This window comes from Pseudomonas sp. P129 (genome assembly GCF_020312195.1).
Lineage (GTDB): Bacteria > Pseudomonadota > Gammaproteobacteria > Pseudomonadales > Pseudomonadaceae > Aquipseudomonas > Aquipseudomonas fragariae.
In genome coordinates this window covers 80,327-98,061 of record NZ_JAGPYS010000006.1, presented here as the reverse complement: position 1 = coordinate 98,061, position 17,735 = coordinate 80,327, and the positions used below count along the sequence as shown (strand labels likewise).

The 17,735-nt window shown below is 59.4% G+C and carries 18 protein-coding genes; 9 read left to right on the top strand and 9 right to left on the bottom strand.

Going from position 1 to position 17,735, the window contains the following annotated elements:
- Window positions 1–339 precede the first annotated feature (339 nt).
- From KBY02_RS15895 to KBY02_RS15885, 3 genes are all read left to right on the top strand, one after another.
- Window positions 340–735, top strand: a complete 396-nt coding sequence (locus KBY02_RS15895) for a hypothetical protein (RefSeq protein WP_011267113.1) — start codon at window positions 340–342, stop codon at window positions 733–735.
- A 125-nt stretch (window positions 736–860) separates the two neighbouring features.
- On the top strand, window positions 861–2,051 hold the full coding sequence (locus KBY02_RS15890) for a CaiB/BaiF CoA transferase family protein (RefSeq protein ID WP_057457602.1): 1,191 nt from the start codon (window positions 861–863) through the stop codon (window positions 2,049–2,051).
- 55 nt (window positions 2,052–2,106) lie between these two features.
- On the top strand, window positions 2,107–2,499 hold the full coding sequence (locus tag KBY02_RS15885) for a VOC family protein (protein WP_003346527.1): 393 nt from the start codon (window positions 2,107–2,109) through the stop codon (window positions 2,497–2,499).
- Window positions 2,500–2,531: 32 nt separating this feature from the next.
- On the opposite strand, the gene KBY02_RS15880 is transcribed toward KBY02_RS15885, so the two are convergent.
- Window positions 2,532–3,050: a hypothetical protein gene (locus tag KBY02_RS15880; RefSeq protein WP_004408551.1), complete on the bottom strand. Its 519-nt coding sequence runs from the start codon at window positions 3,048–3,050 to the stop codon at window positions 2,532–2,534.
- A 247-nt stretch (window positions 3,051–3,297) separates the two neighbouring features.
- On the opposite strand from KBY02_RS15880, the gene KBY02_RS15875 reads away from it, so the two are divergent.
- From KBY02_RS15875 to KBY02_RS15855, 5 genes are all read left to right on the top strand, one after another.
- A complete protein-coding gene (locus KBY02_RS15875) occupies window positions 3,298–4,707 on the top strand; it encodes a DUF4329 domain-containing protein (protein ID WP_011267115.1) in 1,410 nt (469 codons plus the stop codon).
- A gap of 206 nt (window positions 4,708–4,913) precedes the next feature.
- Entirely contained in the window at window positions 4,914–5,684 is a 771-nt protein-coding gene (locus KBY02_RS15870; protein ID WP_003346532.1) for an FKBP-type peptidyl-prolyl cis-trans isomerase, read from the top strand.
- Between the two features lie 366 nt (window positions 5,685–6,050).
- The gene (locus KBY02_RS15865; protein WP_004408555.1) at window positions 6,051–6,503 is read left to right on the top strand and encodes a YkvA family protein; all 453 of its coding nucleotides are present in this window, start codon (window positions 6,051–6,053) and stop codon (window positions 6,501–6,503) included.
- Window positions 6,504–6,603: 100 nt separating this feature from the next.
- Window positions 6,604–6,942, top strand: coding sequence for a helix-turn-helix domain-containing protein (locus KBY02_RS15860; RefSeq protein WP_024643196.1), 339 nt, complete (start codon window positions 6,604–6,606; stop codon window positions 6,940–6,942).
- On the top strand, window positions 6,939–7,310 hold the full coding sequence (locus tag KBY02_RS15855; protein WP_024639956.1) for a hypothetical protein: 372 nt from the start codon (window positions 6,939–6,941) through the stop codon (window positions 7,308–7,310). The genes KBY02_RS15860 and KBY02_RS15855 overlap by 4 nt, the downstream gene beginning before the upstream one ends.
- A gap of 17 nt (window positions 7,311–7,327) precedes the next feature.
- On the opposite strand, the gene KBY02_RS15850 is transcribed toward KBY02_RS15855, so the two are convergent.
- Window positions 7,328–9,100 (bottom strand): GGDEF domain-containing protein, encoded by a 1,773-nt coding sequence (locus KBY02_RS15850; RefSeq protein ID WP_024643195.1) that lies wholly within the window; start codon window positions 9,098–9,100, stop codon window positions 7,328–7,330.
- Window positions 9,101–9,217: 117 nt separating this feature from the next.
- A complete protein-coding gene (locus tag KBY02_RS15845) occupies window positions 9,218–11,299 on the bottom strand; it encodes a carboxy terminal-processing peptidase (RefSeq protein ID WP_192874572.1) in 2,082 nt (693 codons plus the stop codon).
- 138 nt (window positions 11,300–11,437) lie between these two features.
- Between KBY02_RS15845 and KBY02_RS15840 the strand changes: the two genes are divergently transcribed.
- Window positions 11,438–12,400 carry an NAD(P)H-quinone oxidoreductase gene (locus KBY02_RS15840; RefSeq protein WP_024643193.1) on the top strand — a complete coding sequence of 321 codons (963 nt, stop codon included), beginning with the start codon at window positions 11,438–11,440 and terminating at the stop codon, window positions 12,398–12,400.
- A gap of 19 nt (window positions 12,401–12,419) precedes the next feature.
- On the opposite strand, the gene KBY02_RS15835 is transcribed toward KBY02_RS15840, so the two are convergent.
- The 6 genes from KBY02_RS15835 to KBY02_RS15810 all read right to left on the bottom strand — a co-directional run bounded on the left by KBY02_RS15835 (window position 12,420) and on the right by KBY02_RS15810 (window position 17,732).
- Window positions 12,420–13,073: an HAD family hydrolase gene (locus tag KBY02_RS15835; RefSeq protein WP_024643192.1), complete on the bottom strand. Its 654-nt coding sequence runs from the start codon at window positions 13,071–13,073 to the stop codon at window positions 12,420–12,422.
- A gap of 92 nt (window positions 13,074–13,165) precedes the next feature.
- A complete protein-coding gene (locus KBY02_RS15830; protein ID WP_011267122.1) occupies window positions 13,166–14,155 on the bottom strand; it encodes an ABC transporter ATP-binding protein in 990 nt (329 codons plus the stop codon).
- A gap of 1 nt (window position 14,156) precedes the next feature.
- Window positions 14,157–14,954, bottom strand: a complete 798-nt coding sequence (locus tag KBY02_RS15825) for an ABC transporter permease (protein WP_004408565.1) — start codon at window positions 14,952–14,954, stop codon at window positions 14,157–14,159.
- Window positions 14,941–15,783, bottom strand: coding sequence for an ABC transporter permease (locus tag KBY02_RS15820; protein ID WP_003421288.1), 843 nt, complete (start codon window positions 15,781–15,783; stop codon window positions 14,941–14,943). The genes KBY02_RS15825 and KBY02_RS15820 overlap by 14 nt, the downstream gene beginning before the upstream one ends.
- Window positions 15,780–16,586 carry an alkaline phosphatase family protein gene (locus tag KBY02_RS15815; RefSeq protein ID WP_225650615.1) on the bottom strand — a complete coding sequence of 269 codons (807 nt, stop codon included), beginning with the start codon at window positions 16,584–16,586 and terminating at the stop codon, window positions 15,780–15,782. The genes KBY02_RS15820 and KBY02_RS15815 overlap by 4 nt, the downstream gene beginning before the upstream one ends.
- A 78-nt stretch (window positions 16,587–16,664) precedes the next feature.
- Window positions 16,665–17,732 (bottom strand): ABC transporter substrate-binding protein, encoded by a 1,068-nt coding sequence (locus KBY02_RS15810; RefSeq protein ID WP_011267124.1) that lies wholly within the window; start codon window positions 17,730–17,732, stop codon window positions 16,665–16,667.
- Window positions 17,733–17,735: the final 3 nt, after the last annotated feature.

Genomic DNA, 17,735 nt, shown 5'->3' with positions numbered 1-17,735 from the left:
AACTCCTTGAAGCAAACAGAAAGCCCGCCCAGTGCGGGCTTTCTGCTTTCTGTCGTTTGGAAATTCCAACCCCCTCGTGCAATGCCCCCGCGGCAGTTCTATTGAAGTTCTGTAAGAATTATTCTTCGCGAATGTAAGTAATGTCCTTAATTAGTGAAGTTTAAACCAGGCTTGTTAGTTAGCCTTGGTGAGCGCTTGATTTATCCTCTTTGCTGGTATTAGCTGAATGGGTTGATGGGGTATCCAGACATTAAACGTTTTTTGATGATCCCAGATAATTAATCCAGACCGACCGCCGAATCGAGGCGGTCTGATACGATAATGAGCAAAGGAATGACTATGAAAAATCGTTTTAAACTGTTTGTAGGCACTACGGCCTTGATCCTCTCTGCGAGCGCGCTGGCCAAGCCAGTACTGCACACGGCGACCATCGACCAGCACGGCAATATCGTTGCTCAGTCGTCGCCCTGGATCAAGTCTGTAAGTTACAGCAGCCAGAAAGACTACTTCGCGACGTATAAAGTGCTCTTCAAGGAAGGGCAGTTTAAAAAGTCTCCAGGGTTCTGCTCGGTGTCTTCCATTGATACCAGTGATCATGAGCGGCTGTTCTACGGGCACGCCAAGTTGGGCGGCGCTGCGACAACAGAACAGGTCAATGTATTGGGACTTATGGTCGGTAAGCGGGGGGCTTCGGGTGACTCCTCAATGAGTTTCCAGTTGGCCTGCAGTAATTGATTCAATGAACCCCGCCTGGTGCGGGGTTTTTTACGGCGGTCTGATCTGGAGGCGCACCTTCCGGCTTTCCATCCAGCGCATTTGCGCAGATCATTCCTCCACCTCCCAACAAGAAAGGACGTGTCATGAGCCTGCCTCTTCAGGGCATCAAGGTGGTGGAACTGGGTCAGCTCATTGCCGGGCCGTTCGCGACGAAGATTCTCGCCGAGTTCGGTGCCGAGGTCATCAAGGTCGAGCCGCCATTGACCGGTGATCCCCTGCGCAAATGGCGTTTGCTGCATAACGGCACGTCCGTCTGGTGGGCGGTGCAGTCCCGCAACAAACAGTCGGTAACCCTCGATCTGCGCCAGCCTCAGGCGCAGGAGATGGCACGGCGCCTGATCCGCGATGCCGATGTACTGGTCGAGAACTTCCGCCCCGGCACACTTGAAGGCTGGGGGTTGAGCTGGGAAGCGCTGCACGCCCTCAATCCGAAACTGATCATGCTGCGTGTCTCCGGCTACGGGCAGACCGGGCCGTATCGCGACCGGCCGGGTTTTGGCGTGATCGGTGAGGCCATGGGCGGTCTGCGTCATCTGTCGGGTGAGGCAGGGCGCACGCCAGTGCGTGTCGGCGTATCGATTGGCGATTCGCTGTCTGCGCTGCACGGTGTGATCGGCATTCTGCTGGCGCTTCGTCATCGCGAGCAGAATGGCGGCGACGGGCAGCAGATAGATGTCGCATTGTACGAGTCAGTGTTCAACATGATGGAAAGCCTGATTCCCGAGTATTCGGTATTCGATACTGTCCGCGAGCCGGCTGGCAGCAGCCTGCCAGGCATCGCGCCGAGCAATGCCTACCGCTGCAATGACGGCAAGTACGCGTTGATCGCGGGCAATGGCGACAGTATCTTCCGGCGCCTGATGGAAAAGATCGGCCGCGCGGACCTGGCCAGCGACCCCGAGCTTGAGCACAACGACGGGCGGGTCAGGCACGTGGCGCGCATCGATGCGGCCATCTCGACCTGGACCGCCGAACGCTCGATGGACGAAGTTCTTGCAGCGCTCAACGAGGCCCGTATTCCGGCAGGCAAGATCTACGACGCAGCCGATATCGCCAGGGACCCGCATTATCAGGCGCGGGACATGCTGTTGCAGGGCACGCTGGATGACGGAACGCCCGTCACCCTCCCGGGTATTGTGCCTAAACTTCAAGACACGCCGGGGCAGGTACGATCGTCTGCGCCAACACTCGGTCAACACACCGATGCTGTGCTTGAAGCGCATGGCATCGACGCTGCCACCCGTGCCGAGTGGCGTCGGCTTGGCATTATCTGATCCGAAACCTGACCATTGTCGTAAACAGAACTCTATTCCAAACGGAGCTGATCCCGTGATTGATCATCTGGACCATCTGGTACTGACCACTGCCGATATCGACGCCTGCAAGGATTTTTACGTACGCGTTCTGGGCATGACCCCTGAACGCTTTCGTCAGGGGCGTCTGGCATTTCGCTTCGGCAATCAGAAAATCAACGTCCATGAACGCGGCAAAGAGTTCGAGCCCAAGGCTCACTTGCCGGTGCCAGGTGCGCTGGATCTGTGTTTCATCGCCACCATCCCGCTGGAGCAGGTGATTGTGCACCTGCAGGAGCAGGACTGGCCGATCGTCGAAGGTCCGGTCGAGCGCACCGGTGCTACCGGGCCGATCTGGTCGGTGTATGTGCGTGATCCGGATCTGAACCTGATCGAAATTTCCGAGCCGGCGGCTGATGCGTCGATGTAATCGCGCTCGATGAGGGCGGTTGCATCACTGCATCAGCAGCCCTTCGCAGGCGCTCCGTCCTTCGGCACGAATGCGCCTTTTTCGCCTGGCTTGGTGATGATATACGCACGTCGCCACGGCTGATCGTCGATCAGTTTCCAGCGATGGCCGGGGCCGGTGGTGTCCTGCGCCAGCAATACTTCCCCAGGGTGCAGGATAAAGTTCTCGCCGCCGGTGGTGGAAAATTCCAGCGTGCCGGACAGGGTGATCACGTACTGCTCTTCGGGGGCCGGATGCCAGTCAAAGGTCGAGTGCGCCGGGGTTTCCTTGAAGTGCAGGGCGCTGACATCGGTCATGGCTTTTTGATCGATCGAACCCTCGATGACGTGTGACAGATTGTCGGGGCCTGTGCACAGGCGGTAGGCCTTGATGCCCTCAGTGACAACCAACGGCGGCTTCTTGGCGGCATAGGCTGCGCTGACCGGCAACATGGCTGCGGCGGCGATTACGGCCAGGCTTGCCAACTGGCGAGCCGTCGAGCGCGTTGAGCGAAAACGAGTGGTCGGTTGCATAAAAATGTTCCTGAGCACGACAAACTGCGTGAGCCCTGGTCGCCAGTCGCGATGGTCGATGCAGGGTCTGGGCCGATTCGCCCACGCCGCGGATCGAAGCACATCCCGGGATGCTTAAAAATTATCTTTAATTTCATGTTGTTCGGCGCCGGCAGGCGTACGTAACGTCATATTCATCTATGTCACTTGCCGTCTCGGGTTTCCTTACGCTCATGACTCAATCAGTCAGGCTTCCAAGGAGCCCCGCATGCACCCCAGAAAAAGGCGCTACAAACGATCCATCGATCACCACCCCGGCATGCCGGCGCTCAGCGCGCCGTTCGATCATCCTGATGATGCGGCGCGTTATGCCCACGAGCGGATCGGCAATCGGCGTGATCGCGAATACGGCGGTTTCATTCTGGTTCGCAAGGATGGTAAATACATCGCGACCGAACCCATGAACGGCAGCGAGTTCAGCTTCGATCCCAATGAAGTCTTCCCGCGCAATGACCAGGAAGGTTACGTGCTCTACCCGCAAGGGCATGACGACTATGCGGTCTACCATTCTCATCCGTCACTGCAGGCCGGGCTGGACGAGTGGCCGGAGAGTGAAAAGGTCACTTACCCGAACAGTTTTTCAGTCGGCGACATTTATGCGGTGATCGATGATCAGGAGGTGTGTGCGGCGACGTATCTATCCGGGCCTGACGGCTCCCTGATCAAGTACACGCTGTCGCGCTCTGCCGCCGAAGACACATTGTTTGCGCGCGTCTCCGGCCCGCGCAGCATGCCGCACCTGTGTGAACTCAGCCAGATCCACAAGGCGCTGCAGAACCTGAGCATGATGCCCAGTGATGTGGTCCGCCTGCTGGCCGGTGCCGGGGATCTGCACGTGATAGTGCCCAGCCGCCTGTGGGGGCAGGCAGGCAAAGTGCCGGCCGACTGGCAGCCTTACCCGGACGATGCTGCCGCTCGTACACCTCCCGCCAAATCGCCTGCAAGCTGCGAAGCGCAATGGCCACCCCGACCTCTGAGCCTCAGCGCGCCGTTCAACAGTGCCGATGAGGCTGCACGTTACGCACATGGCCGTATCGGCAGTCGTATTCATTCGCAGATCATCGGTTTTCTTCTGTTCAATCCGGTCGCACGAGCCTATCGGATTGCCGAGCCGATTCTCGATGACGGCATGCCGGTGTATGCACCGTGTTCGGCATTTCATCCCGATGCCTATTATCGGCCTGCATTACCTGACGGCTACCGTGTGGACGGCATGTATTTCTGCTCAGCCAATCTGGCCGTCGAGGGCGGACGTGACGTCATCAACGATTTCTTCGAGCCGGATGACCTGCATCGGATGTTCAGTTACCGGCACAAACCGGCACAACGCCGTAAAGGCCTGCCGATTCGCTATGGTTTCGAGATGTCGGCGGTTTATTTCTCGGCAGCCGACGGCGCACTGCTCTGTTACACCCCAAGCCAGTCCGCCGAGGAGTTTCAACTGTTGCAAAGCGTATCGCGAGTGTACTCCGGGGCCGAGTCCGTTCAAGCGCAACTCGCTGCCGGTAACCTCAGCGTGCAGGATTTCGCCCTTCGAGTGGCGCGGGCCGGGCTTCTGCGCGTGCTGCAGACCAGTGAGCGCTGGCCTGATGCCGGTGTGATCAGTCCCGTGGCCTGAGCCCTGTGCAGCGAGCCAGCGCCTTGCCTTCGCGAATCACAAACTGAACTGCAACTGAACAATGCGGTACAGATCCGGGAAAACCTTTGGATACCTGAACTTATCGGCGTTTTCTCCCTCTCATGCCGGTAGCCATTGATCGCGGCGGCCTGATAAGCTCGCGGCTTTACTCGTTTGCCCTTTTGGCGCATGAACAAGGAATTAGCATGAAACAGCATCGGTTGGCAGCGGCGATTGCCCTGGTCGGTCTGGTACTCGCAGGTTGTGACAAGCAAGCCAGCACCGTAGAGCTGAAAACCCCAGCACAAAAAGCGTCTTATGGCATCGGTCTGAACATGGGCAAAAGCCTGGCTCAGGAAGGTATGGATGATCTGGATTCCAAGGCTGTAGCCCTGGGTATCGAAGATGCTGTTGGCAAGAAAGATCAGAAACTCAAGGACGAAGAGCTGGTTGAAGCCTTCTCCGCGCTGCAAAAGCGTTCCGAAGAGCGTCTGGCGAAGATGAGCGAAGAGGCTTCTGCCGCTGGCAAGAAATTCCTCGAAGAGAACGGTAAGAAGGACGGCGTGGTCACCACCGCTTCCGGCCTGCAGTATCAGATCATCAAGAAAGCCGATGGCGCTCAGCCCAAGCCTACCGATGTTGTGACTGTTCACTACGAAGGCAAGCTGATCGACGGCAAGGTCTTCGACAGTTCCGTTGAGCGCGGCAGCCCGATCGACCTGCCGGTTGGCGGTGTGATTCCGGGTTGGGTCGAAGGTCTGCAACTGATGCACGTCGGCGAGAAGATCAAACTCTTCATCCCGAGTGATCTGGCTTACGGCGCACAGAGCCCGAGCCCGGCGATCCCTGCCAACTCGGTACTGGTGTTCGATCTTGAACTGTTGGGTATCAAGGACCCTGCAGCGGCACCGACTCCTGGTGCTGATGCCGACGAAGAAGAGGCAGCTCCTGCCGCTTCGGCTCCGGCCAAGAAGTAACGCACCACCTGGCTACAGAAAACGCCCTGTCTCGACAGGGCGTTTTTGTGTCCGGCTTATTTCCCGAACGCTTGGCCATTCGGGCAGTCCCACTATCATGGATGCATGCAAAGGCATTGTCCGACAGTCCGGCAAGATCAAGGCACTCGTTTAATAGAGGGTGTCGGGTTCACACGTTTGTAGTTTTTTTGTGAGTAAAAAACGCCCGATTTGACTACGGCCCCCCGAAAACGGGGGGTTGAGGCTGGAAAGAAGCCGCTGTTCACAAGGTTATCCACAATTATTGTGGATAACCTTGTGGCACTGGCCGGGCAGGTTCGGCGAATCTGCTTTTATCGAACGACATTTTGCTCAACGGGAGTGGGTATGAAAGCACCGTGGAATTTTATCCGTTATCTGCCCGGAGCCCGGCGTTTGCTGGCCGCTGGACGATTGCCAGGACTGTTGTTCGCTGTCGCGCGCAAGGGCAACAGTGAAGGTAATCGTCTGGGCAAACTCAAGGAAGACCTGCGTTTGCTGCAGGCCTTGTGCCTGGCTTACTGGCGGGGCGAATACCGCGCCATCAGCCCCAAAGCGATCCTGTCCATTGTCGCCGGTCTGATGTACTTCCTCAGCCCGCTGGACGCGATCCCCGACTGGATACCCGGCCTCGGCATGCTCGATGACATCGCCGTGCTGGCGTGGGTTACCAAGCACCTGAGCAATGAGCTGGACGCTTTTCGTGAATGGCGCGCGCAGCAATCGCCCGAGAAACTCATCGTGGTCGAGCAACTGCCGAAGACTCAGGCCCTGCTGGAGCAAGAGCGGGGTAAGGTGTAAGTCTCACGGATTGAACACAAGCCCTGGCGTTCCGCTGTTAAGATGCCTGCCTATGGATCAAGCCTGATCAGTATGCGGTCGTGTAGTACAAGGTGACTCTATGGATCTTCAAGTGATATCCCGTGACGGGGAGCCGGAATACGCCGTGCTGCCCTGGGCGCAGTATCAAGCACTGCTCAAGGCCGCCGGCCTGGCCGGCAAGCCTTCCGAGCCGGCTGCCTCGACTGGCGGCACCACCGCCAGTGAGCTTCCCGGGTTCGATGAATTGCGTGCACTGCGCGAGGCCAAAGGCCTTGAAGCGACGAGTCTGGCGCGTACCGTCGGGATCAGCCCGTCCTATCTGGAACTGATCGAGAACGGTACTCGGCAGCCGGACGGCGCCATCAAACGCAGCCTGGCGTGGGAGCTTGGAGTGCCGGGCTGGCGAGGTGAGTCGTGAGCGTGCGCATCAGTCGTCAGCATTGGGATGGACTGCTCAATGAGCTCGATCTGGCCCGTCGCCAACGGCACCTGCTGACCTATCGCGCTCTGGTGGAACGCCTGCAACTGCCCAGCCCGGCCATGCAGACCCTTACGGCCGCCCTTGAGCACCTCGCCGCCATGGATGCCCGCGCTGAACAGCCCTTGCGCAGTTCGCTGGTCATCAGCCAGGGCGCCAGCCGCCTGCCGCGTCCCGGTTTTTTCGAGTGCGCCGAACGCCTTGGCCGTTTCTCCGGACCTTCGGACGGCGTCGCGGCAGCGTCATGGCACGCCTCGGAAGTGGTTCGGGTGTTTGAATACAGTTATCCGCAAGTGCAAGCGCAGTAGGGGTATGGCGCCGGCGCTCACGCCTGCATCAACAAATCCAGTCGCGTCGAATCGATGACGTGAATGCTGGCGCCGGCGACATCCTTGGCGAAGTGCTTGGCCTGTGAAGCGAGGTCGGCCAATTGGCTGGCATCGACCAGCGTGCAGCTTGCTTCATGCAAGTGCACCACGCCAATCGACAGTGACAACAGGGGGAATTCCTGGCGTTGGCCCTGACGGTTGAGGGCGATGAAACAACCGGCTTCCAGGTGTTCTGCGCGGTAGAAACGCCGGCATTGATTCTGAAAATCATCCAGCAGGGTTTTCAGGCGTCGTTCCCAGTCATCAAAGCCCAGCACCATCAGAAAATCATCCCCGCCGATGTGCCCGACAAAGTCCCTGGCTGGATCGATGCGGTCGTTCAGGCATTGCGCCAGACACAGCAGCACCTCGTCGCCACGCGCATAACCGTAGATGTCGTTGAAGGGCTTGAAGCTGTCGATGTCCACGTAGCAGATCATCGACGCACGGCCTTGCTGCAGCAGTCGAGTCAGGCATTGCTGAATCGGAACGTTGCCGGGCAGCAGGGTCAGCGGGTTGGCGTAACGTGCCTGCTGGATCTTCATTTCGGTAATCAGCTTGAGCACGTCGATCACTCGTCCGAGGCCCAGATAGGAACCGTTCGAGGTGATGATGAAATCCTCCTCGATGCGCTGCCGGGCACGGCTGGTCAACAGCCGGCTGACCTGTTGCAGCGACTGGCTGACCTCCACGGCGAGAAAGTCACTGCTCATCAGACGGCTGATCGGTTTGCGGGCAAACAGCTCGGTGCCGAAGGGCTTGAGCAGGGCCTCGGACAACGAATGCCGGTGGACGATGCCGCACGGTCGGGCGTCGTCATCCAGCACCGCCAGAGAATTGAGGTTGGCCTGCCTGCGAAACGCTTCCAGCACTTCAGCCGTGGGTGTCGACTGGCTGACCGATGGCTGCGGATTGAGCAGGGCAGACAGGTCGGCCGCTTCTTCGTTGAGCGGCGCTACTGCGGTTTCTGTCCTGGGCGGCATGGCGCGGGTGTCGCGCGGCGGGCGCTCCTGAGGTCGGGCCAGCAGATAGCCTTGAACCAGGTTTACACCCATGTCTTTCAGCGTCGCGAGCTCTTCGGGCAATTCAATGCCTTCGGCAATGACCGTCGCTCTGGAGGCCTTGGCCATCTGCAGCATGGAGCCGACGAATTCGCGCTTCACCGCATCCTGGTGAATGCCGTCGATGAAGTGCCGATCGATTTTCACGTAGTCCGGGCGCAGCTCCGACCAGAGTCGCAAGCTCGAATAACCGGCACCCAGATCGTCCAGCGCGATGGAAAAGCCCATGTCGCGGTAGTGGTGCAACGCTTTGTACAGCAGGTCGAAATCGTCGGTGGGCATCTGCTCGGTCAACTCGATGACCACGTCCTTGGGCGCGATGTGGTAGCGACGCAGCATCTCCAGAGTCCGCCCCGGTGGATGCGAGGTTTCGAGCAGCGATTCGGGGGAGACGTTGAGAAACAGCTTGCCCGGCAACTTCTGCTGACTGAAACGTCGGCAGGCGCTGTCCCGACAACTCAACTCCAGCTCGCTCAGACGACCGGCCTGGCGGGCGATGGCGAACAGGTTCAGGGGCGAGTGCAGGGCGCTGTTGGACGGGCCGCGGGTCAAGGCTTCATAGCCCAGGATCCGGTGTTCCGACAGCGAGACGATGGGTTGGAACAAACTGTGCAAATCACCACGAGCCAGAATGGAACTCAGTGCGCTCAGCTGCTCTGTTATGGTCATGGTCGTCTCGAAGAGAATGAAAAAGGGCTGAGCGCTTTCGCGTTCAGCCCCGTATTTCACGACAGCTTCATGACTGTTTGATGACGTTGAAGCTAAATGGCCATCAATGAACCTGCGTTACTTTTTCGCGACAGCGGCACTCAGACCCAGGTAGTCGATGAGAATGCGCCCGGTCTCTGCCAGATAGGCATCGTCCTCGGGTTTGGTTTTCTCGTCTTCCACCGGCAGCGCGTCTTCGTCTTCCTTCTTCAGCTCTTTGAGCGGCTCTTCACCCTTGGCCTTGCGGCGGGTGTTTTCCAGCGCAAGTTGCTTGCTTTCGATAGACGCATGCTCGGCACGACGGTCGGCTTCATTGAGGCTGACGGTCTTCTCGTTCATCAGCTTCTTGGCAAGCGCCAGGCGATCCTCGATGAACACGAACTCGGCGTCTTTTGCCGAACGTGCCTCATGACGCGCCTGCAGTTGGGCCAGGAACGGCCTGAATGGGTCGATCGCCGGCTTGATCGCCGGTTTGATGCTGTCCCACGGCATGGCCTCGGGCAGCGCGCTCTCGCCGATTTCCTTGGTGTCGATCAGCGACGGGTAAGTGATGTCCGGTACCACGCCCTGATGCTGGGTGCTCTGACCGGAAACCCGGTAGAACTTGGCCAGGGTCAGTTTCAGTTCGCCGTGATTGAGCGGCTGAATGGTCTGCACGGTGCCTTTACCGAAGGTCTGACCACCGATCACCAGCGCGCGGTGATAATCCTGCATGGCCCCGGCGAAAATCTCCGACGCCGACGCAGACAGACGGTTGACCAGCAGTGCCATCGGGCCTTTGTAGAACGCGCCCTTGGCTTCGTCTTCCAGCACGTCGACCTTGCCGTCGGCATTGCGCACCAGCACGGTCGGGCCTTTGTCGATGAACAGGCTGGTCAGCTCGGTGGCTTCCTGCAATGAACCGCCACCGTTGTTGCGCAGATCCAGTACCACACCGTCGACCTTCTCGGCCTGCAATTCGGTGAGCAGTTTCTTCACGTCACGGGTGGTGCTCTTGTATTCCGGATCGCCAGCCCGGTAGGCCTTGAAGTCCAGATAGAAGGCCGGAATGTCGATGACCCCGAGCTTGTAATCCTTGCCGTCCTGCTTGAGGTGCAGGATCGACTTCTTGGCCGCCTGCTCTTCAAGTTTCACCGCTTCACGGGTGATGGCGACGATCTTGGTGGTCTGGTCGTTCGGCGCATTGCTGGCCGGGATGATCTCCAGGCGTACCACCGAGCCTTTCGGACCGCGGATCAGCTTGACCACTTCATCCAGACGCCAGCCGATCACGTCGACCATTTCCTTGTCGCCCTGAGCGACGGCCACGATCTTGTCGGCCGGGGCAACCTGCTTGGTCTTGGCCGCCGGACCTGCCGGCACCAGACGCACGATCTTCACGTTGTCGTTATCGCTCTGCAACACGGCGCCGATGCCTTCCAGCGACAGGCTCATGTTGATGTCGAAGTTCTCCGCGCTGTCAGGTGACAGGTAGTTGGTGTGCGGATCGTAGGACATGGCGAACGTGTTGATGTAGGCCTGGAAGATATCTTCGGCGCGAGTCTGATTCAGACGCGCCTGCTGATTCTTGTAGCGCTTGGTCAGGGTTTCCTGAATCTTCGCCGGGTCCTTGCCTGCAATCTTCAACCGCAGGACTTCATCCTTGATGCGCTTGCGCCACAGTTCGTCGAGCTCGGCGGTATCCTTGGGCCAAGCGGCGTCCTTGCGGTCGACCAGCAGGGTTTCCTTGGTATTGAAGTCGAGCTTGTCGACGCCCTTGCCCAGCTCGCCCAGCGCGAAGTTCAGACGCGCGTTGACGCGGTCCAGATAGCGCTTGTAGATGGTGAAGCCGGCGTTCAGGTCGCCACTTTTCAAGAAGTCGTCGAACTGGAACTGCCATTTGTCGAACTCGGCAATGTCGCTGGCCATGAAATAGCTGCGCGAGGGGTCCAGTTGCTTGATGTAGCTCTGGTAAATAATCGCTGAACGCTTGTCGTCCAGGGGCGGCTTGCTGTAGTGATGTCGTTTGAGCAGCTCAACCACGTTGAGACTGGCAATCACTTCATCGCGGTCCGGCTGAAGATTATCCCAGCTGTTGGCGGCAAAGGTACTGGCTGACATCGGCAAAACGCTAAGGCCGACAAACAGTGCGAGGGCAGTGCTGGGGAATAGTTGCTTCATGCTGATTCGACGCGAGGACAATTGATAACGCATATTAGGCCGTCTTTGAGGTCGCCGGTTCCTTTGGACCCGGCCGCATAATGCAAAAGCCCGGGCAAAACAGCCACGGGCTCAGTCTGGACTCACTATGGAGGCACCGTGAAGGCATTGCAAGGCGTTGAAGGACATGTGGAATGGGTCGAGGAGCCGAGTCCGGCCCTCGATGTGGGGCAGGTACGTATCAAAGTGGCTGCGGCAGGTTTGAATCGTGCCGATCTGTTACAGCGCGAGGGCAAGTATCCGCCGCCGCCCGGGGTCACTCAGACGCTGGGTCTGGAGTGCTCCGGCGTGATCGCCGAAGTCGGTCCGGGTTCGTCCTGGGTGGTTGGAGACCGCGTCTGCGCGCTGTTGGCGGGCGGGGCGATGGCCGAAGAAGTGGTGGTCGATGGGCGACACGTGCTGCCGGTGCCGGAAGGGCTGTCGCTGCATGAGGCGGCGGCCATTCCCGAGGTCTATGCCACGGCGTGGCTGAACCTGTTCGAGCTCGCCGGGCTCAAGCCAGGCGAGAAGGTGTTGTTGCACGCTGGCGCAAGTGGGGTTGGTTCAGCCGGGATTCAGCTTTGCAAGGCGTTTGGCAACCCGGTCTGGGTCAGCGTCGGCTCGGCCGAACGGCTGGCCTATTGCGTCGAACTGGGTGCTCAGGGCGGCGTGGTGCGCAGCGAAAGTCTTGAAGGCCTGAACGATTTTGCACCGTTCAACGTCATCCTCGACCCGGTGGGGGCGAGCTATGCCGAGCTCAATGTAAAACTGCTGGCCCTTGACGGCCGCTGGGTGCTGATCGGCGTCATGAGCGGCCGCGAGGCGAAAGTGGATCTGGCTCATGTGCTGGGCAAGCGTATCCGGTTGATGGGCTCGACCTTGCGCAGCCGCGACGACACGTTCAAGGCCGACCTGCTCAGTGACCTGGGACAGCACGTCTGGCCGCTGTTCACGGAAGGCCGCCTCAAGCCGCAACTGGCGAAATCCTTTGCGATCAAGGATGCCGAAGCGGCGTTCGAAGAGCTGGCGACCAATACGGTGTCCGGCAAGATCGTGCTGGTGATCGACGAAAGCCTGGTCTGACCCGGCGGCGCCTCTGGACTCAGCTCCAGTCGTGCACCGGCCAGCCTGCTTTCTGTGCGTGTTCCAGTAACACGGCATCGGGGTTGACCACGTTAGGGTGGTCAACCTTGAGCAGCAGCGGCAGGTCATTGCGCGAATCCGAATAGAAACTCGCACCCTCGAGATTTTCCCCCTCGGCATCCAGCCACTCCATCAGGCGCGTGATCTTGCCTTCCCGATAGGTCAGCACGCCGACAGTGGCCCCGCTGTAGACGCCATGCTGCACGTCCAGCTCGATACCCAGCACTTCGTCGATGCCGAGGCGTTCGGCGATCGGCTTGACCAGGTGCACGCCCGAAGCCGAGATCACCAGAATCCGGTCACCCTTGGCGCGGTGCTTTGCAATGCACGTGCAGGCGTCGCTGTAGATGATCGGTTCGATGACGTCCTCGACCCACGGGCCGACCAGATGCTCGATTTCTTCGGGGGTACGGCCAGCCATGGGCTCCAGGCTGAAGGCCATGTAGTCTTCCATCGCGAGCTTGCCCTCGCTGTAGGCGGCCATCAGTTCGTCGTTGCGTTGCATGAACGACGTCGAGTCAACCCAGCCCAGGCGACCCATCTGCTCGCTCCAGAGCGTGGCGCAGTCACCACCGATCAGGGTCTCGTCCAGGTCGAAAATTGCCAGGGGCATGTGTGCTTATCCTCAGTGTTGGTTACGTTAGCTTCAAGCTTCAAGCTTCAAGCTTCAAGCTTCAAGCTTCAAGCGAAAGCTCGGCGGTTGCGTCAGTCAAGCGCGCACAGCGCCGACGGTTCGATGTTCAGTGTTACACGCCTTCCGTCCGGGTGCAGGTCGTCGGCGCTGCGGTTCAGTACGTCGACCACCAGCTTCACGCCACGGGCCTGTACCCGGTAACGGATGACGTTGCCGAGCAGACTGTGACTGCGTATTTCGCCTTCCAGTTCGCCGGTCAGGCTCAATTGGATCGATTCAGGGCGGATCGCCACACGGCTGTTGATCGGGCGCTGCATCAGGCGCGTGGCGTCGTCGGCTTCCAGCAGGTTGTAGTTGCCGATGAAGCCTGCGGCGAATACGTCCACAGGCGCGGTGTAGAGGGTTTCGGCATCGCCGCTCTGCACGATCCGGCCCTGGTTCATCAGGAAGATACGGTCTGACATGGTCAGTGCTTCTTCCTGGTCGTGGGTCACGAAAATGGTGGTCAGGCCCAGCTCGCGCTGAATGGCACGGATCTGTTCGCGCAGGTTCTTGCGAATCCGCGCATCCAGCGCCGACAGCGGCTCATCGAGCAACAGCAGACGCGGGCGAGTGACCAGCGAACGCGCCAGCGCCACGCGCTGGCATTGCCCGCCGGACAACTGATGCGGGTAACGCGTGGCAAAATCGTGCAGCTCGACCATGCGCAGAATCTCGGCGACGCGCCGTGTACTCTCGTCAGCACTGACTTTCTGAATGCGCAGCCCGAAGGCGACGTTTTGCTCGACGGTCATGTTGGGAAACAGCGCGTAACTCTGGAACACCATGCCGATGTTGCGCTTTTGCGGGGTGAGCGGCACCAGATCGCTGCCATCGAGCAGAATGCGCCCGCTGTTGACCGGGGTCAGCCCGGCGATGCAGCGCAATAACGTGGATTTGCCGCAGCCCGACGGGCCCAGCAAGGTAACGAATTCACCCTTCGCAATGCTGCAGTTGATGTCGCTGAACACTGACGTGCTGGCGTAGCTTTTCTGCAGGTTTTCAATGCTGACAAAACTCATCTCAGTCTTTGTCCTTGTTCAGTCGATTGGCGGCCCAGGTCAGCACCAGCACGAAGAGGAAATAGGAAATCACCAGCGCGCTGTTGAAGTGACCGCTGCTGTTGCGCATGTTGTTGAGGTACACCTGCAGGGTTTCATAGCGCGTGCCGACCAGCAGGTTGGCGAATACGAATTCGCCGAACAGGAACGAGAACGACAGCAGCAGGGCAATCATCAGGCCCTTGCGCAGGTTGGGCAGCACCACCATGAACGCCGCCTGCCAGGTGCTGGCACCGAGCAACCGGGCGGCGTCCATCAGGTCTGTCAGGTTGATGGCCTGCAGGTTGTTGGTAATGGCGCGGTACATGAAGGGCAGGGCGACGGTGAAGTAACAGCCGATCAGAATCCACGGTGTGCCGACCATCGCCATGGGGCCTGAGCCATACAGCTGCAGCAGGCCGACCGAGGAAACTACGGGCGGCACGGCAAACGGCAGCAGGATGAGGATGTTCATCAGCCCGTCGAGGCGCGGAAAGTAGTAATGCACGACGAACAGCAGGGGCAGAATCAACACCACCGAAAGGATCAGTGCGCCGACGCAGACCAGCAGTGACTGGCCGAACGCCGTCAGAAAGCGTGGGTCGCTCCACAGCGCCACGTACCATTTGAAGGTCAGGCCGCTGGGCAGAATGGTCGCCGACCAGCTGGTCGCGATCGAGTACAGGAAGGTGCCGGCCAGCGGCAGCAACAGGATCAGGAACAGCAGGCAGACCACCGTCTTGTGATAAATGCTCGCAGGCCCTCGTTCAACGCGTGACATGGTAGCTCCTTCTCAACAGCCACTGATGGACCACCGTGACCAGGGTCATGAGACCGACCAGAATCATCGCCAGCGCGCTGGCCATGTTCGGGTCCAGCGTGATATCGCCCGCGACCATCGCCGCGATACGGATGGGCAATACGTTGAAATTGCCGGTGGTCAGCGCGTAGACCGTGGCATACGCGCCGAGCGCATTGGCCAGCAGAATGACGAAGGTGCCGAGCAGTGCCGGGGTCAGCACCGGCAGGCCGATGTAGCGCCAGAACTGATAGCTGCTGGCCCCCAGCAGCGCTGCCGACTCGTTCCAGTCTTCGCGCACTGCATCGAATGCGGGGTAGAGCAGCAGCACGCCGAGGGGGATCTGGAAGTAGGTATAAAGGATGATCAGTCCGGTCTTGGAATACAGGTTGAAGTCATCGATGATCCCGGTCTGCTTGAGGATCAGGGTCAGCGCGCCGTTGAACCCCAGCAGGATGATGAACGCGAACGCCAGTGGAACGCCGGCGAAATTGCTGGTCATATTGGCGAACGAGTTGACGAAATCGCGCAGCCGCGAATCCACCTTGCGCAGTGAATAGGCACCCAGAACGGAGATGATGATGCCGAACAGGCTCGACCAGAAGCTGATCTCCAGGCTGTACTGAATGGCCTGCCGATAGAACTTCGAGCTGAACGCCCGGGTGAAGTTTTCCCAGCCCCAGCCGGCATCGCTTTGCAGGCTGTGGATCGCGACCCACAACAGCGGTGCGATCTGAAACACGATGAAAAATACGGCGAAGGGCAGCAGGCACAACAGCCCCAGCCACTTGCCTCGGGAAAAGGTCGTCAATTGAAGATCTCCCGGCAGACCGGTTTGTCGTGAGGGATACCCAGCAGCTCGCAAACGGTGCCGCACAGATCGGTCTGGCGCGGCGCGGCGTCGACATTCAGGCTGAAGGCATCGCCGATAACGAACAGCGGTACTTCACGCTCTTCCGGCAACAGCCCGTTGTGCGAGCGGTCGTTGTTCATGCCGTGGTCGGCGGTTACCAGCACCTGATACCCCGCATCCAGCCAGCGTTGCAGATAGTCAGCCAGAATGATGTCGGCGCTGCGGGCGCTGTTGCGGTACTGCGCAGTGTCGAGGCCGTGCTTGTGCCCGGCGTCGTCGATGTTCATGGGGTGGATCAGCAGAAAGTTCGGGGCGTGGCTGAGGCGCAGACTTTCGGCGTCGGCGAACAGGTGCGAATCAGGGTAGTGGTCGGCCCAGTAGAACAGCCCGTGCTGGATCGGCAGGTCCGCTGCCTCGGTGTGGCGGTCGCGTGCCGGGTCGAACGGCGTGCGGTTGTACAGCTCGCTGACCCAGTGATAGGCCGCCGCTGCCGTGCTCAGTCCGGCGTCGCGAGCATAGTGAAAGATGCTGCGCTGATTCGACAGGCGTGAGACGTTGTTATGCACGATGCCGCTGTGGATGGGCGCGACACCGGTCAGTATGCATTCGTAAAGGGGGCGGGAGAGGGCGGGCAGTTCGCATTCGATCTTGTAGAGCGCGGCCCTGCCTGCATCATGCCAGGCTTGCAGGTGCCCCATCGCATGGCGTGCGACTTCGTAATTGAGGCCGTCCAGCACGATCAGGATGACGTTGTGTTTCATGGGCAACTCGCTTTGAAAGAACGGGCGAGACTGGCTCGCCCGGTGTACACGACTTCATCCCTGAGCCGCAGGAGAGGATCAGTTCATCTCGATGATGACCTGCTCGTTCCACATCTGCGGCAGCGCTTTGGAGGTTTTCTCCCAGGCGTCTGCGTTCTTGATCGGCTTGGCGTTTTTGTACTGGTCTTGCGGCAGCAACTTGGCTTGAACATCTTCAGGCAATTTGATGTGCTCTACGCGAATCGGGCGCGCATTGCCTTCTGCCAGCCTGATCTGACCCGCGTCGCTGAAGGTGTACTCACGCGCCAGCTTGGCGGCGTTCGGGTGTTTGGCATACTTGTTGATGATGGTGGTGTAGCCGGAAATCACCGAGCCGTCCGACGGGATCAGCACGACGTAATCATCGGGTTTGGTCATCTTGGCTTTGTAGCTCAGGCCATTGAAGTCCCAGACCACACCGACTTCGATTTCGCCTTTCTCGATGGTCTGAATGGTCGGGTTGGCCAGCGACAGACGCTTCTGTTTGGCCAGATCGGTGAACAGTGCCAGGCCCGGTGCGATGTTGCTTTCGTCACCTTTCATGGCGATGGCCGCTGCCAGTACACCGTTGGCAGCCTGAGCCGCAGTGCTCACATCGCCGATGGAAACCTTGTATTTGCCGGTTTTCAGGTCAGCCCAGCTTTTCGGGATATCAGAGCCGTGCAGCAGGTTTTTGTTGACGATGAAGGCAATGGTGCCCGTATAGGCCAGCGCCCAGTGGCCGTCCGTGTCCTTGGCCCAGGTCGGGATCTGCTCCCAGGTGGTTGGCTTGTAAGGCTGGGTGACGCCTTTTGCTGCGGCGATAGGGCCGAATGCTGCGCCTACGTCGCCAATGTCACCGCTGGCGTTGTCTTTCTCCGCTTCGAACTTGGCGATCTCCTGGGCCGAACTCATGTCGGTGTCCATGTGCTTGAGGCCGTATTTGGCTTCCAGGTCTTTCCAGATGCCGCCCCAGTTTGCCCAGTCATCCGGCATGCCGAGGCTGTTGACTGCGCCTTCAGCCTTGGCCGCAGCCTCCAGCGTTTTAAGATCCGTGTCCGCCGCCATGACCAGCGAACTCATTGCCATGGCTGAACCGAGGAGTGATGCCAACAAAAGATGTTTCATTCG